This is a genomic window from Leifsonia sp. fls2-241-R2A-40a (genome assembly GCF_030209575.1).
Lineage (GTDB): Bacteria > Actinomycetota > Actinomycetes > Actinomycetales > Microbacteriaceae > Leifsonia.
This window is the reverse complement of record NZ_JARVRS010000001.1, coordinates 2,166,887-2,184,635: the sequence shown is the minus strand read 5'-3', so window position 1 is coordinate 2,184,635 and position 17,749 is coordinate 2,166,887. Positions and strand designations below refer to the sequence as shown.

At 70.3% G+C, this 17,749-nt stretch carries 18 protein-coding genes; 4 read left to right on the top strand and 14 right to left on the bottom strand.

Annotated features, from left to right (window positions below; all coding sequences use genetic code 11):
- Positions 1-68 precede the first annotated feature (68 nt).
- Positions 69-1,826 carry a glycoside hydrolase family 3 protein gene (locus QRN40_RS10835; RefSeq protein WP_285115634.1) on the top strand — a complete coding sequence of 586 codons (1,758 nt, stop codon included), beginning with the start codon at positions 69-71 and terminating at the stop codon, positions 1,824-1,826.
- A gap of 28 nt (positions 1,827-1,854) precedes the next feature.
- Here the strand turns inward: QRN40_RS10835 and QRN40_RS10830 are convergent, their stop codons facing one another.
- The 6 genes from QRN40_RS10830 to QRN40_RS10805 are packed head-to-tail and all read right to left on the bottom strand — an operon-like array spanning position 1,855 to position 8,037.
- A complete protein-coding gene (locus QRN40_RS10830; RefSeq protein WP_285117480.1) occupies positions 1,855-3,033 on the bottom strand; it encodes an alpha/beta hydrolase family protein in 1,179 nt (392 codons plus the stop codon).
- A gap of 28 nt (positions 3,034-3,061) precedes the next feature.
- Positions 3,062-3,847, bottom strand: coding sequence for an SDR family NAD(P)-dependent oxidoreductase (locus tag QRN40_RS10825; RefSeq protein ID WP_285115633.1), 786 nt, complete (start codon positions 3,845-3,847; stop codon positions 3,062-3,064).
- Entirely contained in the window at positions 3,844-4,836 is a 993-nt protein-coding gene (locus tag QRN40_RS10820) for a fumarylacetoacetate hydrolase family protein (RefSeq protein ID WP_285115632.1), read from the bottom strand. The genes QRN40_RS10825 and QRN40_RS10820 overlap by 4 nt, the downstream gene beginning before the upstream one ends.
- Positions 4,833-5,966, bottom strand: a complete 1,134-nt coding sequence (locus QRN40_RS10815; RefSeq protein WP_285115630.1) for an FAD-dependent monooxygenase — start codon at positions 5,964-5,966, stop codon at positions 4,833-4,835. The genes QRN40_RS10820 and QRN40_RS10815 overlap by 4 nt, the downstream gene beginning before the upstream one ends.
- Before the next feature lie 50 nt (positions 5,967-6,016).
- Positions 6,017-7,015 carry a cyclase family protein gene (locus QRN40_RS10810; protein WP_285115629.1) on the bottom strand — a complete coding sequence of 333 codons (999 nt, stop codon included), beginning with the start codon at positions 7,013-7,015 and terminating at the stop codon, positions 6,017-6,019.
- A 2-nt stretch (positions 7,016-7,017) separates the two neighbouring features.
- Positions 7,018-8,037, bottom strand: a complete 1,020-nt coding sequence (locus tag QRN40_RS10805) for a VOC family protein (protein WP_285115628.1) — start codon at positions 8,035-8,037, stop codon at positions 7,018-7,020.
- A gap of 225 nt (positions 8,038-8,262) precedes the next feature.
- Here QRN40_RS10805 and QRN40_RS10800 point away from each other — a divergent pair, with 225 nt between their 5' ends.
- The 3 genes from QRN40_RS10800 to QRN40_RS10790 all read left to right on the top strand — a co-directional run bounded on the left by QRN40_RS10800 (position 8,263) and on the right by QRN40_RS10790 (position 10,834).
- On the top strand, positions 8,263-9,525 hold the full coding sequence (locus QRN40_RS10800; RefSeq protein WP_285115627.1) for an ROK family protein: 1,263 nt from the start codon (positions 8,263-8,265) through the stop codon (positions 9,523-9,525).
- Complete coding sequence (locus QRN40_RS10795; protein WP_285115626.1) at positions 9,522-10,268, top strand: hypothetical protein; 747 nt, start codon at positions 9,522-9,524, stop codon at positions 10,266-10,268. The genes QRN40_RS10800 and QRN40_RS10795 overlap by 4 nt, the downstream gene beginning before the upstream one ends.
- 122 nt (positions 10,269-10,390) lie before the next feature.
- Positions 10,391-10,834 carry a hypothetical protein gene (locus QRN40_RS10790; RefSeq protein WP_285115624.1) on the top strand — a complete coding sequence of 148 codons (444 nt, stop codon included), beginning with the start codon at positions 10,391-10,393 and terminating at the stop codon, positions 10,832-10,834.
- 29 nt (positions 10,835-10,863) lie between these two features.
- Here QRN40_RS10790 and QRN40_RS10785 read toward each other — a convergent pair whose 3' ends face one another.
- The 8 genes from QRN40_RS10785 to QRN40_RS10750 are packed head-to-tail and all read right to left on the bottom strand — an operon-like array spanning position 10,864 to position 17,749.
- Positions 10,864-11,733, bottom strand: a complete 870-nt coding sequence (locus QRN40_RS10785; protein WP_285115623.1) for a ThuA domain-containing protein — start codon at positions 11,731-11,733, stop codon at positions 10,864-10,866.
- Positions 11,730-12,752 carry a sugar phosphate isomerase/epimerase family protein gene (locus QRN40_RS10780; protein ID WP_285115622.1) on the bottom strand — a complete coding sequence of 341 codons (1,023 nt, stop codon included), beginning with the start codon at positions 12,750-12,752 and terminating at the stop codon, positions 11,730-11,732. Before QRN40_RS10780 ends, QRN40_RS10785 begins: the two co-directional genes overlap by 4 nt.
- A gap of 30 nt (positions 12,753-12,782) precedes the next feature.
- Complete coding sequence (locus QRN40_RS10775; RefSeq protein ID WP_285117479.1) at positions 12,783-13,940, bottom strand: Gfo/Idh/MocA family protein; 1,158 nt, start codon at positions 13,938-13,940, stop codon at positions 12,783-12,785.
- 35 nt (positions 13,941-13,975) lie between these two features.
- A complete protein-coding gene (locus QRN40_RS10770) occupies positions 13,976-14,392 on the bottom strand; it encodes a C-glycoside deglycosidase beta subunit domain-containing protein (RefSeq protein WP_285115621.1) in 417 nt (138 codons plus the stop codon).
- A gap of 8 nt (positions 14,393-14,400) precedes the next feature.
- Positions 14,401-15,186 (bottom strand): nuclear transport factor 2 family protein, encoded by a 786-nt coding sequence (locus QRN40_RS10765; RefSeq protein WP_285115620.1) that lies wholly within the window; start codon positions 15,184-15,186, stop codon positions 14,401-14,403.
- Positions 15,187-15,201: 15 nt separating this feature from the next.
- Positions 15,202-16,239: a sugar phosphate isomerase/epimerase family protein gene (locus QRN40_RS10760; protein ID WP_285115619.1), complete on the bottom strand. Its 1,038-nt coding sequence runs from the start codon at positions 16,237-16,239 to the stop codon at positions 15,202-15,204.
- Positions 16,236-17,354: a sugar phosphate isomerase/epimerase family protein gene (locus tag QRN40_RS10755; protein ID WP_285115618.1), complete on the bottom strand. Its 1,119-nt coding sequence runs from the start codon at positions 17,352-17,354 to the stop codon at positions 16,236-16,238. The genes QRN40_RS10760 and QRN40_RS10755 overlap by 4 nt, the downstream gene beginning before the upstream one ends.
- Positions 17,351-17,749, bottom strand: a complete 399-nt coding sequence (locus QRN40_RS10750; protein ID WP_285115617.1) for a C-glycoside deglycosidase beta subunit domain-containing protein — start codon at positions 17,747-17,749, stop codon at positions 17,351-17,353. Before QRN40_RS10750 ends, QRN40_RS10755 begins: the two co-directional genes overlap by 4 nt.

The window sequence follows — 17,749 nt, the reverse complement described above, 5'->3', positions numbered from 1 at the left end:
TCGCCAGAGACCGTTATGTCGGTTTTCAACATAAGATGGACCCGTCCGCGAGTCGAGGGAGACCATCCGTGACCACCGCCAGCACCAGCCGGGCCCGGGAGATCGTCGAGGGGATGACGCTGGATGAGCGGATCGGCCTGCTGCTGCATCCGATGATCATGGTGGGGGACAACCCGGACCCGGATGCGTCCGCCGGATTCGGCGGCCCGACCTTCCGGGAGCTGATCGTCGACCACGGCCTCCGCTTCTTCTGCCTGGGCCGCATCCCCTCCCCGGAGCGCACCGCCGCATTCCTGCGCGAGCTCCAGGGGATCTCGCGATCGAACGGATCGAGGCTCCCCGCCGTCTTCTCCACCGATCCGCGGCACGCGTTCCTGCAGAACGACGGCGCCGCCCATACGGCGGCCGGGCTCTCGCAGTGGCCGGAGAACCTGGGACTCGGCGCGATCGGGGATGCAGACCTGGTGCGCCGCTATGCGGAGACCGTCCGCCGCGACTACCGGGCGATGGGAATCCGGATGGCCCTGCATCCGCAGATCGACCTCGCCACCGAACCTCGATGGGCCCGCCAGGCGCAGAGCTTCGGGTCGGACCCCGAGACGACGTCGCGGCTGGTGGTCGCCTTCCTCGAAGGGCTCCAAGGACCACGGCTGGATGGAACGAGCGTCGCCGCCACCGTGAAGCACTTCCCGGGCGGCGGCCCGCAGCTCGACGGCGAGGATCCGCACTTCCCCTACGGCCGCGAACAGGTCTACCCGGCGGGACGGTTCGACGACCACCTCGCGCCGTTCCGTGCGGCCATCGCCGCCGGGGCCGCGGCGATCATGCCGTACTACGGGATGCCCGTGGGCTTGGTGATCGACGGCGAGCCGGTCGAACCGGTCGGGTTCTCGTTCAACCGGCGGATCATCACCGGGCTCCTGCGCGACGAGCTGGGCTTCGACGGCGTCGTGCTCACGGATTTCGGGCTCGTCACCGACATCGAGGTCGCCGGGAAGCCGTTCCCGGCGCGGGCGTGGGGGGTCGAGGAGCTGTCCCCGTTGGAACGGCTATGCCGACTGTTCGAAGCCGGGGTCGACCAGCTCGGCGGTGAGAGCGACACGCGGCTGATCCGGGAGGCGGTGGATTCAGGTCGGCTCGACCCGGGCCGTCTGGCGGAATCGGCACTTCGTCTCGTCCGGCTGATGGTCGAGTTGGAGCTGGTCGACGGCGACCTCGGCGGCGAGGATGCGCCCGGTGCCGACCGCCTCCCCCGGCCCGACGACGTCGCACTCGGCCGAGAGGCCCAGGCGCGAGCCGTCACCATCCTGACGAACCGCGCGAACGGCACGACAGCCGCGCCGTTCCTTCCTGTCCGTGGTGACGCGCGCGTGCACCTGGTCGGAGTGGCGGAGGCCGCACTCCCGCCGGGCTGGCGGGCGGCGGATGCCGAGGCGGCCGACTTCGCGGTCGTCCGGGTCGCATCCCCGTTCGAGTACCGCGACCACTTCTTCCTGGAGTCCGGGATGCAGCAGGGGTCCCTCGAATTCGGAGCGGACGAGATCGACCGGGTGCTCGCGCTCGCTCGCCGCCTGCCGGTCGTCCTCGTAGTCACGCTGAACCGCCCCGCGATCCTCACCCCGTTCGCCGGAGAGGTGGCCGCGCTCGTCGGCGAGTTCGGCGCCGCGGACGACGTGCTCCTCGCCGTGCTCGCCGGCCGGGCGGACGCGCAGGGAGCGCTTCCCTTCGACCTGCCGCGGGACATGGCCTCGGTGGCCGCGAGCGCTCCAGACGCGCCCGACGACACTCCGGACCCGCTCTTCCGCGCGGGCCACCCTCGCCGCTGAACCGCCGGGGCGAGGGCGCACCGGCGCCCTACTCCGCGCCCGCGCCCGCGCCCTCGCTCTCGGCCGCGAAGGTCTCGGCCACCCAGTCGGCGATGATGCCGGCGACGTACGGCATGTTGTCGATCGAGATGTGCTCGGTGCCGCCCTCCGGGTCGTCGAAGATGCGCAGCTCGCGACGCGGGCTGTTCACCGCCTGGTCGTAGGTCTCGTGCGCGTACTTCACGGGGATCTGCCGGTCGCCGGCGCCGTGCGTGATGAGCAGCGGCACCGTGATCTTCTCCGCGACGCCGTTCAGGTGCATCCCCGCGGTCTTCTCGATGAACGCCTCCATCGAGTCCACGCCCCACACCCAGAACACGTGGTCCCAGTAGTGCGGCACCGGGTTCTCTCCCTCGCGGTTGCGACGCGCCTCCTGGACCGCGGCCCAGTCGTGGTTGGCGCCCCAGGCGACCGCCAGCTTCAGCCGCTTCTCGAAGGCCGCCGCGCGAGGAGCGTAGTAGCCGCCCAGCGACCAGCCCACGATCCCGAGCTGCTCGGGATCCGCATCCAATTCGGCGGCGTGCTCCTCGATCCAGTCGATGATGGCCGCTGCCCACACCTCGGTGTCGTGGCGCGCGGTGAGGCCGCGCAGCCGGAGCGCCTCGCCTGAACCGGGCGTGTCGATCATCAGCGTGGAGATGCCGCGCTCGGCCAGCATCTTCGGGAAGCCGGAGTAGTACATCATCTCCTTCGTCGAATCGAGGCCGTTCCACTGGATGATCACGGGATGCGGCCCCTCGCCCGGTGCGCGGTAGAAGTACCCGGGCAGCGACGAACCCTCGTACGGGACCTCGACCCGGGTGAGCGGGATGCGGCTCAGTTCGACGTGCTTGAGCAGCAGGTCGATGGACTTCTGGTACGCCGCGTTGCGACCCTCCCACCGCGGCGACTGCAGCCGCTCCGACTGGGACGTGTAGAGCGACGCGCGGTAGTACGTCTCCCCCGCACCGATCCGGCGGCCGGCGGCCTCGTCGGCAGCCGCCTTGGCGACCAGACGGTCGGCGACGGCCGCCCACGAGGCGTACAGCTCTGCGGTCCCGGCGTCGTCGCCGTTCTGCGACGCGAGCAGCACCGGCTTGCACGCCCGGTCGACCTCGTCGATGTAGCCGCCGTTGTTGAGTGTCGCGACCACGGCGAGGCTCCACACGTAGTTGGTGGGGAAGTACATGAACACGGAACGGGCTCCTTCTCGTTGCTTACGTCGTCGCGGCGGCGATGCGGTCCGCGAGGTACTTGGCGCCGGCGGACGAGGTGAACCCTCCGTCGACGGGGATGTCGGCGCCCGACAGGTACGCAGACGCATCGGACAGCAGGAACACGGCGAGACCGGCCACATCGGAGGGCTCACCGAGCCGCTGGAGCGGCGTCAGTTCGAGCTGCGCCTCCCGCATCGCCGTCGGCGCGTTCGCGGTCATGCCGGTCTCGATGAAGCCGGGGTGGATGGTGTTCACGCGGATGCCGCGGGGGCCGAACTCGGTGGCGGCCACACGCGAGAGACCGCGCAGGCCCCACTTCGACGCGGTGTAGGCGGCGGTGTAGTGACCGGTCAGTCCCGCAACGGAGCCGACGTTCACGATCGAGGAGCCCTCGGCCATGAGCGGAGCGAGCGCGCGCATCCCGAGCATGGGGCCGGTCAGGTTGACGGCGAGCACACGATCCCAGTCGGCGCGCTCGGTCTGGGCGAGGCCGGCGCGGTGGGTGACGCCGGCGTTGTTGACGAGGCCGCGCAGGGGCGTTCCGGCCAGCGTCGTCGCGAGGTCCGCCGCGAGTTCCGCCCACGCGTCCTCGTCGGTGACGTCGAGCAGCCGGAAGGCGATGCGGTCGCCGAGGGGCTCGTCCGGGGCGGTCGCATCGGTCGCGACGACCTGCGCACCGCACGTGGCGAGCAGGCGCGCCTCGGCGGCGCCCTGGCCGCGAGCGGCGCCGGTCACGACGACGGTCGCGCCCTCCAGGCCGGCACCGAGGCTCGCAATGGGACTCACAGTGCGGCCTGCGCCTCTCGGCTGCGCGCACGCGTGCGCTGCCGGGCCGCGGCCGGCTCCGGGAGGGCCACGCTCGCCCCGACAGGACCCACCAGCTCGCCGATCCCCTCGACGACCATCCGCACCGCGTCGCCCTCGGCGAGTGGTCGGGGGTCCAACTCGCCGCGTCGTCCCCACAGCTCTGCCAGGCAGCCCCCGTTGCCGGTGGTCCCGGAGCCGAGCACGTCACCGGGCACGACCCGCGAGTTGCGGGACGCGTAGGCGACGAGTTCGGGGAACGGCCAGCCCATGTTCGACAGGAGATCGTGGCCCACCCGCTCGCCGTTGACGGAGACCTCCGCCTCAAGGGCGAGGAAGCCGTCGTCGTCGAGGTACGGGTCCAGTTCGTCGGCGGTGACGATCCACGGCCCGAGTGCCGTTCCGAAGTCCTTGCCCTTGGCCGGGCCGAGGCGCACCTTCATCTCGCGGGACTGCAGGTCGCGGGCCGACCAGTCGTTCATGATCGTGTAGCCGAAGATCACGCCGGCCGCGTCCTCGGGGCTCAGGTTCGCGCCGTCGGTGCCGGGCGCCGCGCCGATCACGGCGGCGACCTCCAGCTCGAAGTCGAGGCGCGCACTGGCGGGGGGCCGCAGCTGCTCGTCCGGCCCGAGCACCGTGTGCGGGTTGGTGAAGTAGAAGGTCGGCGCCTGGTACCACTCGGGCACCACCTCGCTCTTTCCGTCGACCGACGCGCTCACCCCTTCGACGTGCTCCTCGAAGGCGACGAAGTCACGGATGGATGCGGGGGCGAGGGGAGCCAGGAGGCGCACCTCCGACAGCGGCACGCCCGGCTCGTCCTGGACCCGGGCGAGGAGGGCCGGCGCTTCGGCCAGCCCGCGGGCCAGGACGTCGGCGACCGTGAGTCCGTCGGGGAACGGGACCACGCGATCCCCGATCACGAAGCCCTCGCGCAGGCCGGAATCCGCGGTGGTCCAGCGGGCGATCCTCATGCGGGCTCCGCCATCCGGTGCGAGATGCCGAAGATGAGCCCGGCGGCGTCGGCCTCCCGGTCGTGGTCGATCTGCCACTGACCGAGCTGCACGGACGCCTCGACGACGGCCTGCGCCCGCGGCAGTCGACGGCCGTGGAACTCGTCCCACAAGGAGTCGTCCACGACGTCCCTCTCGACCAGCAACTCGGTGAGGACGAGTGCGTCCTCCAGCGCCTGCGCGGCGCCCTGAGCGATCGTGGGCGGGCAGCTGTGCGCGGCGTCGCCGATGACCACCGCGCGCCCGCGGTTCCACGGGGCCGGGACCAGGTGCTGGGTGAACCAGGTGTAGTTCACGTGCGCGCCGTCCCGCAGGTCGGCGCGGATGTCCTCCCACGGGCCGCCGTACGCGGCCGACTCCTCCAGCATGATGTCGACCGCCTGCTCGTCGGTGATCTCGACGCGCTCGCGGGACGGCTCGACCAGGAAGGCGTACATCGTGTCCTCGCCGGTCGGCGTGTAGCCCGCGATGTACACCGGGCCGCCGTAGTAGAGCTCGCTGCGCTCGACCGATGCCGGGCGCGAGACGAACGCGCGCCAGATGCCCATCCCGGTCGGCTGCGGCTTCGTCTCGATGCCGATCAGGTCCCGCACGACGGAGTTGAGACCGTCCGCTCCGATCAGGAGGTCGTAGGTGCCGGCCGGTCCACCGTCCACGTCGAGTGAGACGCCGCCGTCCGTCTGCGACACCCCGGTCACCTTCGACCCGAAGCGCACCGTCGCACCCGCCGCCTCCGCATGCCGGAGGAGGATGCGCGCGAGGTCGGGCCGGTACATGCCGCCGGTCGCGGGGAAGTCCGGGCCACCCGTCTTCACCTCGGGCAGTTCGGCCACCACCGGCGCATCCGGTCCGGGAGCCCGGAGCGTCAGTCCTTCGAAGAAGTAGCCCGCCTCCCGCACGTCGTCCCAGACGCCCAGCGCGTCGAAGACCCGAAGCGCGTTGCCTTGCAGGGTGATGCCCGAGCCCAGGGCGCTCAGTTCGGCCTTCGATTCGAAGACGTCGACCTCGACGCCCGCCTTGGCGAGCTGGATGGCGGCGGCCAGACCGGCGACGCCGCTTCCGGCGATCGCGACCTTCTGTACGGCGGTCATGCAAGAACCTCTCTGTTCTCGGGATGCTCAGCCCCAGCGGATGGTGTCCGCTAGAGCAGCGCGATGGGGTTGATCGGCGACCCGACCGCTGCGGTGATCGGCAGCGGCGGGGCCGAGAGGAGGAAATCGTATCGGCCGAGCCTGGCGCATTCGACCGCCAGCTGCTCCAGGTCCCACATCTCGCCGATGGTGAGGCCCAGGTTCGGGATCGCGACCTGATGCAGGGGCTGGAACGCCGGCACGTCGAACTCGTTCGGGCGCACCTCGAAACCCCAGGTATCGGTCGCGATCGCAGCGATGCCGGTGTCGTGCAGCCAGCCGGCGGTGGTCAGGGAGAGGCCGGGCGCCGGACCGCCCGCGTACTCGCCCCAGCCGTCACGCCGGGCGCGGGCGAGCTGGCCGGTGCGCACGAGGACGATGTCACCCGCGCGCACCGAGCTGGTGGGGCCCTGCGCCTCCGCGCACGACCGCAGGTCGGCGGCGGTGATCGCGTAGCCGTCGGGCAGCTCACCGGTCTCCGGCTGCAGGTGCCGTCCGACGTCGAGCAGCACCCCGCGCGACACGATGACGGAGGCCGCGTGCTCGATCCCGGTGACCAGGTCGCCCTCGCTCGTCACCACCTCTCCCGCGCGCCGCCCGTTCCAGGCGGAGCCGTGGTCGAAGATGTGGCCGAGGCCGTCCCACTGCGTCGAGCACTGGAGCGGCATCGCGATCACGTCGTCGGCGCCGCCGAGCCCGTGCGGGAAGCCCTGATTGCCGCGCTCGGCGTCCGTCCCGGTGTCGAGCATGGTGTGCACCGGGTTGGTGCGCCGGCGCCAGCCCTTCTGCGGCCCGTTCATGTCGAACGACTGCGCCAGGGAGATCGTCAGCCCCTCACGGACCAGGGCGGCCGCCTCGGTGCGCTTCGCCTCATCGATGAGGTTGAGCGTGCCCAGCACGTCGTCGTCGCCCCAGCGTCCCCAGTTGCGGTACGCCTCGGCCCTCGCCCCGATCTCCGCCTCCGGATCCCGACGGTCCAGGTCGCCGGGATCCTCGCTCGGTGCGGCCATGATCAGCCGCGACCCTGCACGGCGTACGGGTTGAGCAGCGCTTCCTTGATCTCGTCAGGCACGCCCTCCTCGGTGGCGCTCGGTCCGTCGGCTGCGGGGAACGACTCGGTCATCGACATCGGCATGGCGCCGTTGCGGTAGAAGTTGCTCGAGCCGAGCGACGGCTTCCAGGTGTTGGGCTGCCAGTCGGGCACGTAGTTGCGGTAGCCGCCGGTGTTGAGCTCGATCCGCAGTGTGGAGGGCTCGCGGTAATAGAGGAACGTCTGCTCGCCGATCCCGTGGATGGAGGGACCGTACTCGATCGGCACGCCGTTCTCCATCAGGGTGTCGGCCGCGATGAGGAGCTCCTCGTAGGTGTCGACCCAGAAGGCGTAGTGGTTGACGCGGCCGGCACGGGTCGAGCCGTCGAGCACGACGCCGAGGTCGTGCGACTTCTCGTTGGTGGTCAGCACCGAGAAGATCGAGATCGGCGCCTCGTCGAGCACGGTCCGCGCCATGATCCGGAACCCGAGCACGTCGTTGTACCAGGCGGCGAAGGCGTCGACGTCGCTGGTCGCGATCGTGACGTGGTCGAGCTGGCGCGGGGCGCCGGCGACCTTGCTCCGCTTCTCCGGGCGGTCCGGGTAGATGGAGGCGACGTGGCCGGGAGCCTGGTGACGCGTGACGTCCCAGTGCAGGGTCATCGAGTGTCCCCACGGACCGGTGAAGCGGTACGCGCGGCCGATGGCGGGCACGTCGTCGAGCCATTCGCCCTCGACGCCCGCGGCCTCGATGCGCTTGGCGGCCTCCTCCAGCGCTTCGGCGCTGGAGGTCCGCCAGGCCATGGTCACGAGGGTCGGCTCGGTTCCGGGCGTGACGACGACGGAGTACGCGTAGTAGTCGCCCCAGCAGCGCAGGTAGACCGATCCATCGATGCGGTCGACGACGGTGAGTCCGACCTGTTCCTCGTAGAACTTCACAGATGCCTCGACATCGGGGGACGTGATCTCCACATACGACAGGTGGGAGAGAAGCTTGATCATCCTTGATCCTTTCCAGACGGGCGGAATGTGATTGCCCGGTCTCCACTATCGAGGGGGCCACCGCATCAGGGAACCGCGTATCGGCTATGCCGGGGATCAATGAGACTGATTTCCTAGGTCCACGCCGGACCGGCTTCCGTCGTAGTACGGCGCAAGCTCCGCTCGCCCACGCGCAAGTGCGCGGCGATTCCGCCGGATGCAGACGGAGTTGTGTCAGAATCAAGCATGGCCAGGGACTCCGCACTTCGCTTCGGCGCTCAGACCGACGAGGTCATGAGCCTGCTCCGTGTCGTCAACCTCGTCCGCACCGGCGAAGCGGGCACTCGGCCGGAGATCGGCCGGCTCACGGGGCTGGGGCGCGGCGTCGTCACGCAGCGCGTCGAGGCTGCGATCGAGATGGGCTTCCTGGAGGACGGCGACTACGGCCCCTCCTCCGGCGGGCGCGCACCACGGACGCTCCGCTTCCGCGCCGACCAGGCGACGATCGTCGTCTGCGCGCTCGGCGCCCTCCACATCCGCGTCGGTCTCGCCACCCTCGATGGCGAGGTCTTCGCCGAGGACCACCGCGCCTGGGACATCGGCCGGGGCCCGGCCGAGACCATCGAGACGGCGCTCGGGATGATCGACACCCTCATCGACGGCGACGACCGCCCGGTCTGGGCGGTCGCGGTCGGCGTTCCGGGCCCCGTCGACTTCGAGACCGGGTCGCCGGTCGCGCCGCCCATCATGCCTGGCTGGAACGGTTTCGACGTGCGCCGCCTCTTCGAGCAGCGATTCGACGCGCCGGTGTGGGTGGACAACGACGTCAACCTCCTCGCTCTCACCGAGCGCAGCCACCGCCGCGACGACAACGTCGACCTGATCTACTGCAAGGTCGGCAGCGGAATCGGCGCCGGTCTCGTCTCGCACGGCCGCATCCATCGGGGCGCGAACGGCGCGGCGGGTGACATCGGGCACGTGCGCGTGCGCGACTCGACCGCTCCCTGCCGCTGCGGCAAGGTCGGCTGCCTGGAGGCGGAGGCCTCCGGCTGGGCGATCGTGCGGGACGCCGAGCGTGCGCTGGCCGACGGAGCCGGGGGCGCCCTCGCCGCCCTGACCGGGCGCGGGGAGCCGGTCACCCCCGAGGCCGTGTCCATCGCCGCCATGGACGGCGACGCTCTGGCCATCTCGCTCGTCCAGCGCTCCGCGCGCATGATCGGCGAGTCCATCGCGGCACTGGTCAACATGTTCAACCCAGCGGTCATCGTGATCGGCGGAGCGGTGTCCTCGGCCGGGGAGATCTTCCTCGCAGAGGTCCGGCAGCGGGTGTACGAGCTGTCGCTGCCGCTGGCCACCAGGGACCTGTCGATCGTCCGTTCGATCGGCGATGAGCGCGAGCCGCTGCGAGGCGGCGCGGAGCTCGCGATCGAGGAACTCTTCGAGGCGACGTTCCCGCGCTGGTTCGCCGACGGGCGGCCGACGATCGAGGGGATCAAGACCCCGGCATGACGCTGCCGATCCTGGGCGATGACGCTCTGACCACCACCTCCGACGGTTTCACCGTGCGGGTGAGTCTGCCCTGGATCCGCTCCCTCCCCCTCTCGAGCCTGTCCGACCTGCGCGTGCAGGTCGACGGGGTGGACTGCGCGGTGAGCGCGCCCGCCGCAGACGGCTGGTGGTTCGTGCAGGATCGGCTCGCCCTCCGCGGCCACACCGTCCTGGCGCCGGGTGCGCACACGGTCGCGGTGTCGTTCCGACTGCTCATCCCGTACCTCCAGTCCGGACCCGACGCGCTGACGCTCCCGTTCCACGCCGAACGGCGAGTGGATGCCGGTCGCACCGACCGGTGGACGCTGGCGGCGAGCGCCTTCAACTGGACTCCGGACGTCATTCGGGCCGAACATCCCGCCACCGACATCGTGGTCGGCATCGTGAGCTCGGGCGTCTCCTCCGTCATCGAGCTCGAGCCGGGGCAGCTGTGGCGTTCGTTCCCGCAGACCTCCACGGCGGAGGCCTCCGCGCTGCGCGACAGGCTGGCCGAGGTCGGCGGTCGCGTCAGCATCGTCGGAGCCAGCCTCGACGACTGGCTCGGTCCGACCCGGCGACGTGACGAGGACGAGCGGCTGGCGTTCCTCCTCCCCCAGCTGCGGACGGCACACGACGTCGGTGCGGAGGGCGTGAGACTGCCGATCGGCCAGGCCGGACCGCAGCTCCTGGGCCGGTTGCAACCGTCCTGCACGACCTGGAGCTGACGCTGTACGAAGAGCTGCAGGGCCAGCAGGCACCGGACGCCCCCGCCGTCGCAGCCGCGATAGACGACATCGCCGCGCTGGACGACCCGCGGATCCGGCTCCTGGTCGACACCAGCATGTTCATGCCGGCTCTCCCGATCAGCTACCTCGACACGCTGGGCCCGAGCCTCCCGGCGGAGCTGCTCCGGCGGCTGTCGGAGGGGTGGCTCGATCCGGACACGCTGGAAGCGGTGGTCACCCACCTCCGGTCTGGCTCTGTGCCCGCCGAAGTCCACGCGCTCTACATGGATCTGCTCGTGAGATTCGGTCGCTCACCGGTCAGCGTCCTGCGCGACATCCTCCCGCTGGTCGGGGCCTTCCATCTCAAGTTCTGGGACCTGGATGACGACGGTCACCGCGTCTCGCAGCCGCTGCGGGAGCTCGGCGCGATCCTGCGGGCGTGGGACTTCGCGGGGACGCTCTGCAGTGAGTGGGGCGGCCACGGATGGCTGGATGACGATCCGGCCGACATGACGCGCGAACACCTCGCGCTGGCGCGCTCCGCCTTCGCAGAGTCGGAAGACTAGGCGAAGGCGGAGGCGGACTCCGGAGCCGGTCAGCCCTCGCGGTTGTAGTAGGGCCAGGGAAGGAAGCGCCGCTCGCCCCGCCGGTCGGGGCCGGTCAGCGAGACGCTGCCGGTGGCGGCCCATTCGACGCCGCGCGGGAACATCCGGATGAACTCGATGCGCCGGAAGGTGTCGATGTCGTGCCCGACGGTGATGGTGAACGAGCGGCCTGCGCCGTACTCGTTGATCCACGCGATGGGCTGATCCGTGTTCATCCCGGGGAGCGCAGCGACGCCCTCCGCCGGGATGGCGACCGGGTAGTGCGACATGGGCCAGATCGGCGCCCTCTCGTACGATTCGAGGTCGTCGAACGTCGTGAGCAGTACCTGGGCGCCGTCGAGGATCTCCACACCGGTGAGGATGTCGTCGCCGGTGACCGTCCACCGCCCGCTGATGCCCTCGGTGATGGGATGCCGCGGCTCGACCGTGTCCAGCTGGGCCTCGCCCCAGGGCCGCGGCCGTAGACCGCCCGCGACCGTCAGCCGGGAGCCGCGCATGACGTTGTAGTCGTCGGGGTAGCCCCAGTCATCCTCCTGCGCCGCTGACCCGTGGAACCAGACGATCCCCTTGCCGTCGTCGTGGACGAACCTCAGGAGGGCCGCGTCGGTTTCCGGCCCGAAGCCGACGGCCTTCTCGTGGTAGCCGTCGCGTCCCTCGAAGACGACGATCACGACGTCGTACTTGTCGATGACCGCCGCCCCGAGGCCGCGCGGGTCCTCGACCACGCGCACCCGGAACCGCCCGGTGTCCTCCAGCAGCGTCGTGATCCACTGGTTGTGGAGCCGGAAGCTGCGGTTCTCGTTGTCGTGCTCGCGGGTCATGTGCCCGGAGAGGATGAGGACGTCGAGGATGTCGCTCATCGGGCCACGTCCCCGTCCTGCTTAGTGGAGAAGGCGGCGTCGAACGCGGCCTCCGGCGGGGTGATCGCGTTGAGCTTCCGCACGAACGCGATGGCCTCGGGCGCGCCCTGGAGCCGGTCCATCCCCGCGTCCTCCCACTCCACCGAGGTCGGGCCCGTGTAGCCGATCGCGTTGAGCGCGCGGAACAGCGGCTCCCACGGCACCTCGCCGTGCGCGGTCGACACGAACGTCCAGCCGCGCCGCGGGTTCGCCCAGGGGAGGTGGGAGCCGAGCACGCCGTTGCGCCCGTCGAGGTTCGTGATCGACTCCTTCACGTGCACGTGGAAGATGTGGTCCGCGAAGTCGAGCACGAACGCCACCGGGTCGAGCTGCTGCCACATGAAGTGCGAGGGGTCGAAGTTGATCCCGAAGCTCTCCCGGTGCCCGATCGCCTCCAGCGTCGCCTTCGCTGTCCAGTAGTCGTAGGCGATCTCGGACGGATGCACTTCGAGCGCGAATCGCACTCCGACCTCCTCGAACACATCGAGGATGGGATGGAAACGGTCGGCGAAGTCCTGGTACCCGGCGGCGATCCACTCGTCCGACGCCGGCGGGAACATCGCGACGGCCTTCCAGATCGACGATCCGGTGAAGCCCGTCACCGTCCGCACGCCGAGGGCCGCGGCCATCCGCGCCGTGAGTTCTAGCTCTTCGGCGGCGCGCTTACGTACGCCCTCGGGGTCGCCGTCTCCCCAGACCCGGTCGTTGAGGATGTCGCGATGGCGCTGATCGATCGGGTCGTCGCACACCGCCTGGCCGGCGAGGTGGTTGGAGATCGTCCACACCTTCAGGCCGTTGCGCTCCAGGATGTCGCGGCGGGACTGGACATAGTCCGCGTCGTCCCAGCGGGAGACGTCGAGGTGGTCGCCCCAGCAGGCGATCTCGAGGCCGTCGTAGCCCCACTCGCCGGCGAGCCTGGCCACCTCCTCGAAGGGCAGGTCGGCCCACTGGCCGGTGAAGAGTGTGATCGGTCGGGTCATGCGTTGTCTCCTCGAGCGGATGCGGACGGATCAGACGTGCGCGCGGAAGCCCGTGCGCACCCAGGCGGAACCGGTGGCGGCGCTCTCCTCGACCGCGCCGAGCACGCGCTGGACGGCGAGGCCTTCCGCGAACGTCGGGTGCGGCTGCGATCCGTCGGCGATCGCGGACACCAGGTCGAACGCCTGGTGGACGAAAGCGTGCTCGTACCCGAGCGTGTGGCCCGGCGGCCACCAGGCGGCGACGTAGGGATGCTGCGCCTCGGTGACCAGGATCTTCGTGAATCCCTGGCGGTCCGCCGGGGCCGTGCGGTCGTAGAACTGGAGGCTGTTCAGGTCTTCCAGGTCGAAGGCGAGCGCCCCTTCGGAACCGGACACCTCCAGCGTCAGGGCGTTCTTGCGCCCGGTCGCGAAGCGGGTCGCCTCGAACGAGACGAGCGCGCCGCCGGAGAGCCGTCCGGTGAACAGCGCCGCGTCGTCGACGGTCACCTCGCCGAAGCCGTCCGCGGCGACGCCCGACAGCCCGGTGCCGGAGCCGAGCAGAGGACGCCGGCGCACGATCGTCTCGACCGTGCCGGAGACGGCTTCGACGTCCTGACCGGTGACGAACCGGGTCATGTCGACGATGTGCGCGCCGATGTCGCCGAGAGCACCGGAGCCGGCGTGCTCCTTCTGGAGCCGCCACGCGAGCGGCTGGAGCGGATCCACCAGCCAGTCCTGGCGGTAGGCCGCGCGCACCTGCTGCACCGTCCCCACCGCTCCCTGCGCGATGAGATCGCGGAGCAGCGTCACGGCCGGGACGCGACGGTACGTGAAGCCGACCATGGCGACGACGCCGCGCTTCTCCGCGCGGGTGGCGGCGGCCAGCATCTCCTCGGCCTCCGCGACCGTATTGGCGAGCGGCTTCTCGCAGAGCACGTGCTTGCCGGCATCGAGCGCGGCGATGGCGATCTCCGCGTGCGAGTCGCCGGGCGTGACGATGTCCACGATGTCGATGTCGTCGCGCGCGATCACCGCGCGCCAGTCGGTCGCCGACTCCGCCCATCCCCAGTGCTCGGCGGCCTCGGCCACGGCGTCGGGATTGCGGCCGACGACGACGGTCAGCTCGACGGGACGCGGGAGCGAGAAGACGGCGGGTGCCTGCCGCCAGCCCACCGAGTGGGCGGCGCCCATGAACCCGTAGCCGATCATCGCCACGCGGAGCGGCCGGCCGGCGGCGCCACCGGTCACGCCAGCACCAGCTCCCGCTCGACCGGGACGCGGTTGGTCACGTAACGGCCGGGGCCTCCGTCGGCACCCGGCATGATCTGCATGTACAGCAGGCGCATGGTGAGCACGACCTCCACGGTCAGCTTCTCGCCCGCCTCCGGCGCGTGGCCCAGCGGGATGACGACGTCGGGGCGGTCCGCGACGAACCACAGCGTCTCGGACTGCTCGGGCAGCTCCTCGATGCGGTAGCTCCTGCCACCGAGCTCGAAGCGCAGGTCCTCGCGCGGAATCGGCACGCCGTCGACGGTCGCCGCCACGTCGTCGACCGCGGACAGCCACAGGCTGCGGTACCAGGGCAGCTGCACCGAGACGGCGATGCCGTCGGCGGTGCGCCGCACGTCCTTCTCGGCGAAGAGCGAATTGTGGGTGGCCATGGCTGCTCCTACTCGAAGGTGTCGACGAACGTGTCGTACGGCGCGGGAGGCTCGGGCTCGAGCTTCTGCACGGTCGACGGGCTGTACGGATGGTTCTCACTCGGCACGGGCTCGTCGGCGGGCGGCATGAAGACGGGCTTGCCGTCGTCGCCGAAGTACATGAGGTCGAGGTCGAACGCCGCCTGGTTCTTCTCGCCGAAGCTGACCCAGTTCTCCTCGAACGGCGCCCGGGCGAGCTCGTAGCAGCGGAACTTCCAGATCTTCCACTCGCCGTCCTGGCGGAGGAAGTCGATCGCATATTTGCACCAGACCCAGTGCGCCCAGACCTTCTTGCCCTGCACTTCGCCGGGCGAGTACATGAAGTCGGGGCTGTCCTTGGCCACCTCGGGGTCGGTCAGCCCCGACTCGGTGCCCGCCATCATCCACACGCCCTTGGCCGTCTCACCGTCCGCGGCCACCTCGATCACCGGGGTGGTGGTGGAGTGCAGGATGAGCTTCCCGACCGGCGCCGGACGGCCCTGGTGGTAGCGGATCACGCTGTCGTAGTCGGTGTACTGGCCGGCGTTCGTGTACCGGGCGCGGATGCCCTCGGTACCGCGCCTCACCCACAGCGGGATGATCCGCTCGTCCTGGAAGGCGTTGTGGAGGTACATGTAGCGGTTGAAGAGATTCTCGATCTCGCCGCGGTCGGCGGCGCGGCGGGCGAGGCTCTGCGCGGCGGCGACCTCGTCGCGCAGGCGCGCGACCTCGGCGGCGAGCTCCGAGAGGGTCCCCTCGGCGACGGTGTCGGACATGGTCGTGCTCCTCGGTCAGGCCGGGACGCCGGCGACGGCGTCTTCGATGGTGCGGCGCATCAGGGCGTGCTGCTTCTTCACGAGGTCGATGGGGTCCGCCTCTCCGAGGTCGGAGAAGGCGTGCCCCTCCCACTCGCTGGAGAGGAAGCCCCGGTAGCCGCCCTGGACGAACTGCCGCACGATGCGCGGGATGTCCATGGCCGGCTCCTGGCCGTCCGCGTCGATGTCGTAAAACTTCGCGTGCACGTGGAAGATCTGCGGCATGATGTCGAGCCACTCCTCCGGGGGGACGAGCCCGTGCATGTTGAACGCCAGCCGGGTGAACGGCCCGAACCGCGCCGGGTCGACGCCTTCGCCGGTGAGATAGTCCTCGAACTTCTGGTTGCGCACGTGCATGGGGGTCGGTTCGTGCCAGATCTCGTCCATGACGGCGAAGTGCTTCTCGTCGAGGCCCATCTTCGCCAGCTGCGCCAGCAGCGTCGGCGACAGGCTGTGCATGGTCGAGGAGAAGTCGGCGGTGAAGCCGAGCCGGTCGCTGCCGAGCTCGTCGTACAGCTCGCGGATGCCGAGCACCTTCGGATCGTTCGGGCCCTGCGGCGCGTGGATCTCGTAGCCGAGACGCTGGTCGTACTTCTCTGCGAGCGGCAGGAGGCTGCGCAGCAGCTCCCGTCCGGCCGAGCGGATGACCACTCGCTTGAACCCGAGGGTGTGCGCGGTCTGGAGCTGCCGGGCGAGGAAGTCGTGCTCCTCGTCGGGCGTCATGTCGCGGTCCTTTCGGCGTCCCATGTCGAGGTTGGTGCCGACGGCGCTCGGCTCGAGGCCGTGCTTCTCCAGCGTGTCGAACCACAGCGTGACGAACTCGGAGTCGACGTCCGGGTAGGTGCGCAGCAGCTGGGCGATGTTGAACTCCACGCCCGGCCCGATGCCGTTCTCGGCGACGGCCGCGATGAGCGTCTCGGGCGTGTAGAGCCCGGCCGCGAACTCGCTGGTCATCGAGTAGAGGGTCGTGCCCAGCTCGATGCCGGTGCCCGCGATGCCGTCGCTGTCGCTCATGCGCTCACGCCTTCCGTGCTCGGCAGCCACTGCGCGAGCTGGCGGCGCGCCTCGGCGGAGTCGGTGATCATGCGGCTGCCCGCATCCTGAGCGGCCGACCGCTGCACCGCCTGCTCGTCGCGGATGATCTCGAAGGGCGACTGCCAGTAGTTCCAGTGCCAGCCCTCGTACTCGCTCGAGATGGCACCGTTGTAGCCGTTGCGCACCAGCAGCGCGATGAGGTCGCGGACCGGCACGGACGGCTCTTCGTGGTTCTCGTCGATACCGAAGAACTTGCCGTGCACGTGCTTGATCCACGGCATGATCTCCAGCCAGTCGTCGACGCGCGCCGGGCCGAACAGGCCGGTGCCGTTGATGGCGAAGTCGATGCCGAGGTCGGGACGGCCGTTCTGGGCGGCGAGGCCGATGAAGCGGCCGAAGCGCTGGCCGTGGTCGGCCTGGTCCGCGGGCGGACCCGCCTGGTAGAACTCGTTCCAGAGCTCGACGACCTGGCCGAGCAGTTCGTCCGTTGCGCCACGGCGGCGGTACGCCTCCAGCAGCGACGGCGCGAAGCCGACCGTGGTGGCGCCCCAGTCGGCGGTGAAGCCGAGGAACGGCGACCCGACCTCCTCGTACCGGTCGCGCAGCGCCAGGATGCGCGGGTGCGAGGCGTACTGGTCGGCGTGCACCTCGAGCGCCAGGGTCACGCCGTAGCGCTCGGCGATCGGCGCGAGCGCGGCCATCGAGTCGGGGGTGATGGAGATCTGCACGCGTGCGATCGGGAAGCCGAGCTTCGCCGCCGCCTCGATCTGGAGGCGCATGTACTCGATCAGTTCGTCCTGGTCGAGCAGCCGGTCGCGGTGGATGCCGATGTCGGCGTTGATCGCCAGGGACGTCTGCACCAGCCCGACCTCGGCGACGAGGTCGCGGAACCAGCCGGCGAAGGAGTCGTCGATCGCGGGGAAGCCGCGGAAGCTGGAGAACCCGATGATCTCGAGCCCCGGGCCGTAGCTCTCCGCGGCGACCTTGCGGATCAGGCCTTCCAGGTCGTATTCGCGGCCGTGGAACGCCCGCGTGAAGCTGTAGAGGGTCACGCCCTGGATCGGGGATCCGAGGCCGGAGGCCGCTGCGCTCATGCCGTCACCGCCTTCATGGTCTTGGTGTCGTGCTCTTCGATATGGAGCACCTCGTCGTCGCCGATGATGATGTAGGGGATGTAGACCGTGAGGTCGACGGCGACGTCGTGCTCACCGCCGTCCGGCGCGACCGGCACCTCGCCGGAGAGCACGGCAGAGTCGAGCGGGAACCACCACTCCTCGGTGTCATCGGCCATCTCCTCGAAGGTGCGGACGCGGCCGTTGAGCTCCCAGCGGAGCGATTCCGCCGGCGCGGGCACGCCGTCGATGGTGAGCGACGCGCCTGCGATGCAGGACGCCGGCAGCGCGCGGTACCAGGGGATGCGCACTTCGACCGCGGCACGCGTGCCGGTGGTCGTGAGCGTGCCCTGCTCGATGATGCGATCCGGGATCAC

Excerpts from the sequence above, each read along its gene's own strand:
- QRN40_RS10830 (WP_285117480.1), bottom strand. The coding sequence starts at position 3,033 with ATGTACTTCCCCACCAACTACGTGTGGAGCCTCGCCGTGGTCGCGACA.
- QRN40_RS10770 (WP_285115621.1), bottom strand. The coding sequence starts at position 14,392 with ATGGCCACCCACAATTCGCTCTTCGCCGAGAAGGACGTGCGGCGCACC.
- QRN40_RS10755 (WP_285115618.1), bottom strand. The coding sequence starts at position 17,354 with ATGAGCGCAGCGGCCTCCGGCCTCGGATCCCCGATCCAGGGCGTGACC.
- QRN40_RS10800 (WP_285115627.1), top strand. The coding sequence starts at position 8,263 with ATGGCCAGGGACTCCGCACTTCGCTTCGGCGCTCAGACCGACGAGGTC.
- QRN40_RS10815 (WP_285115630.1), bottom strand. The coding sequence starts at position 5,966 with ATGACCGCCGTACAGAAGGTCGCGATCGCCGGAAGCGGCGTCGCCGGT.
- QRN40_RS10795 (WP_285115626.1), top strand. The coding sequence starts at position 9,522 with ATGACGCTGCCGATCCTGGGCGATGACGCTCTGACCACCACCTCCGAC.
- QRN40_RS10760 (WP_285115619.1), bottom strand. The coding sequence starts at position 16,239 with ATGAGCGACAGCGACGGCATCGCGGGCACCGGCATCGAGCTGGGCACG.
- QRN40_RS10765 (WP_285115620.1), bottom strand. The coding sequence starts at position 15,186 with ATGTCCGACACCGTCGCCGAGGGGACCCTCTCGGAGCTCGCCGCCGAG.
- QRN40_RS10805 (WP_285115628.1), bottom strand. The coding sequence starts at position 8,037 with ATGATCAAGCTTCTCTCCCACCTGTCGTATGTGGAGATCACGTCCCCC.
- QRN40_RS10790 (WP_285115624.1), top strand. The coding sequence starts at position 10,391 with ATGCCGGCTCTCCCGATCAGCTACCTCGACACGCTGGGCCCGAGCCTC.
- QRN40_RS10780 (WP_285115622.1), bottom strand. The coding sequence starts at position 12,752 with ATGACCCGACCGATCACACTCTTCACCGGCCAGTGGGCCGACCTGCCC.
- QRN40_RS10810 (WP_285115629.1), bottom strand. The coding sequence starts at position 7,015 with ATGGCCGCACCGAGCGAGGATCCCGGCGACCTGGACCGTCGGGATCCG.
- QRN40_RS10785 (WP_285115623.1), bottom strand. The coding sequence starts at position 11,733 with ATGAGCGACATCCTCGACGTCCTCATCCTCTCCGGGCACATGACCCGC.
- QRN40_RS10775 (WP_285117479.1), bottom strand. The coding sequence starts at position 13,940 with ATGATCGGCTACGGGTTCATGGGCGCCGCCCACTCGGTGGGCTGGCGG.
- QRN40_RS10820 (WP_285115632.1), bottom strand. The coding sequence starts at position 4,836 with ATGAGGATCGCCCGCTGGACCACCGCGGATTCCGGCCTGCGCGAGGGC.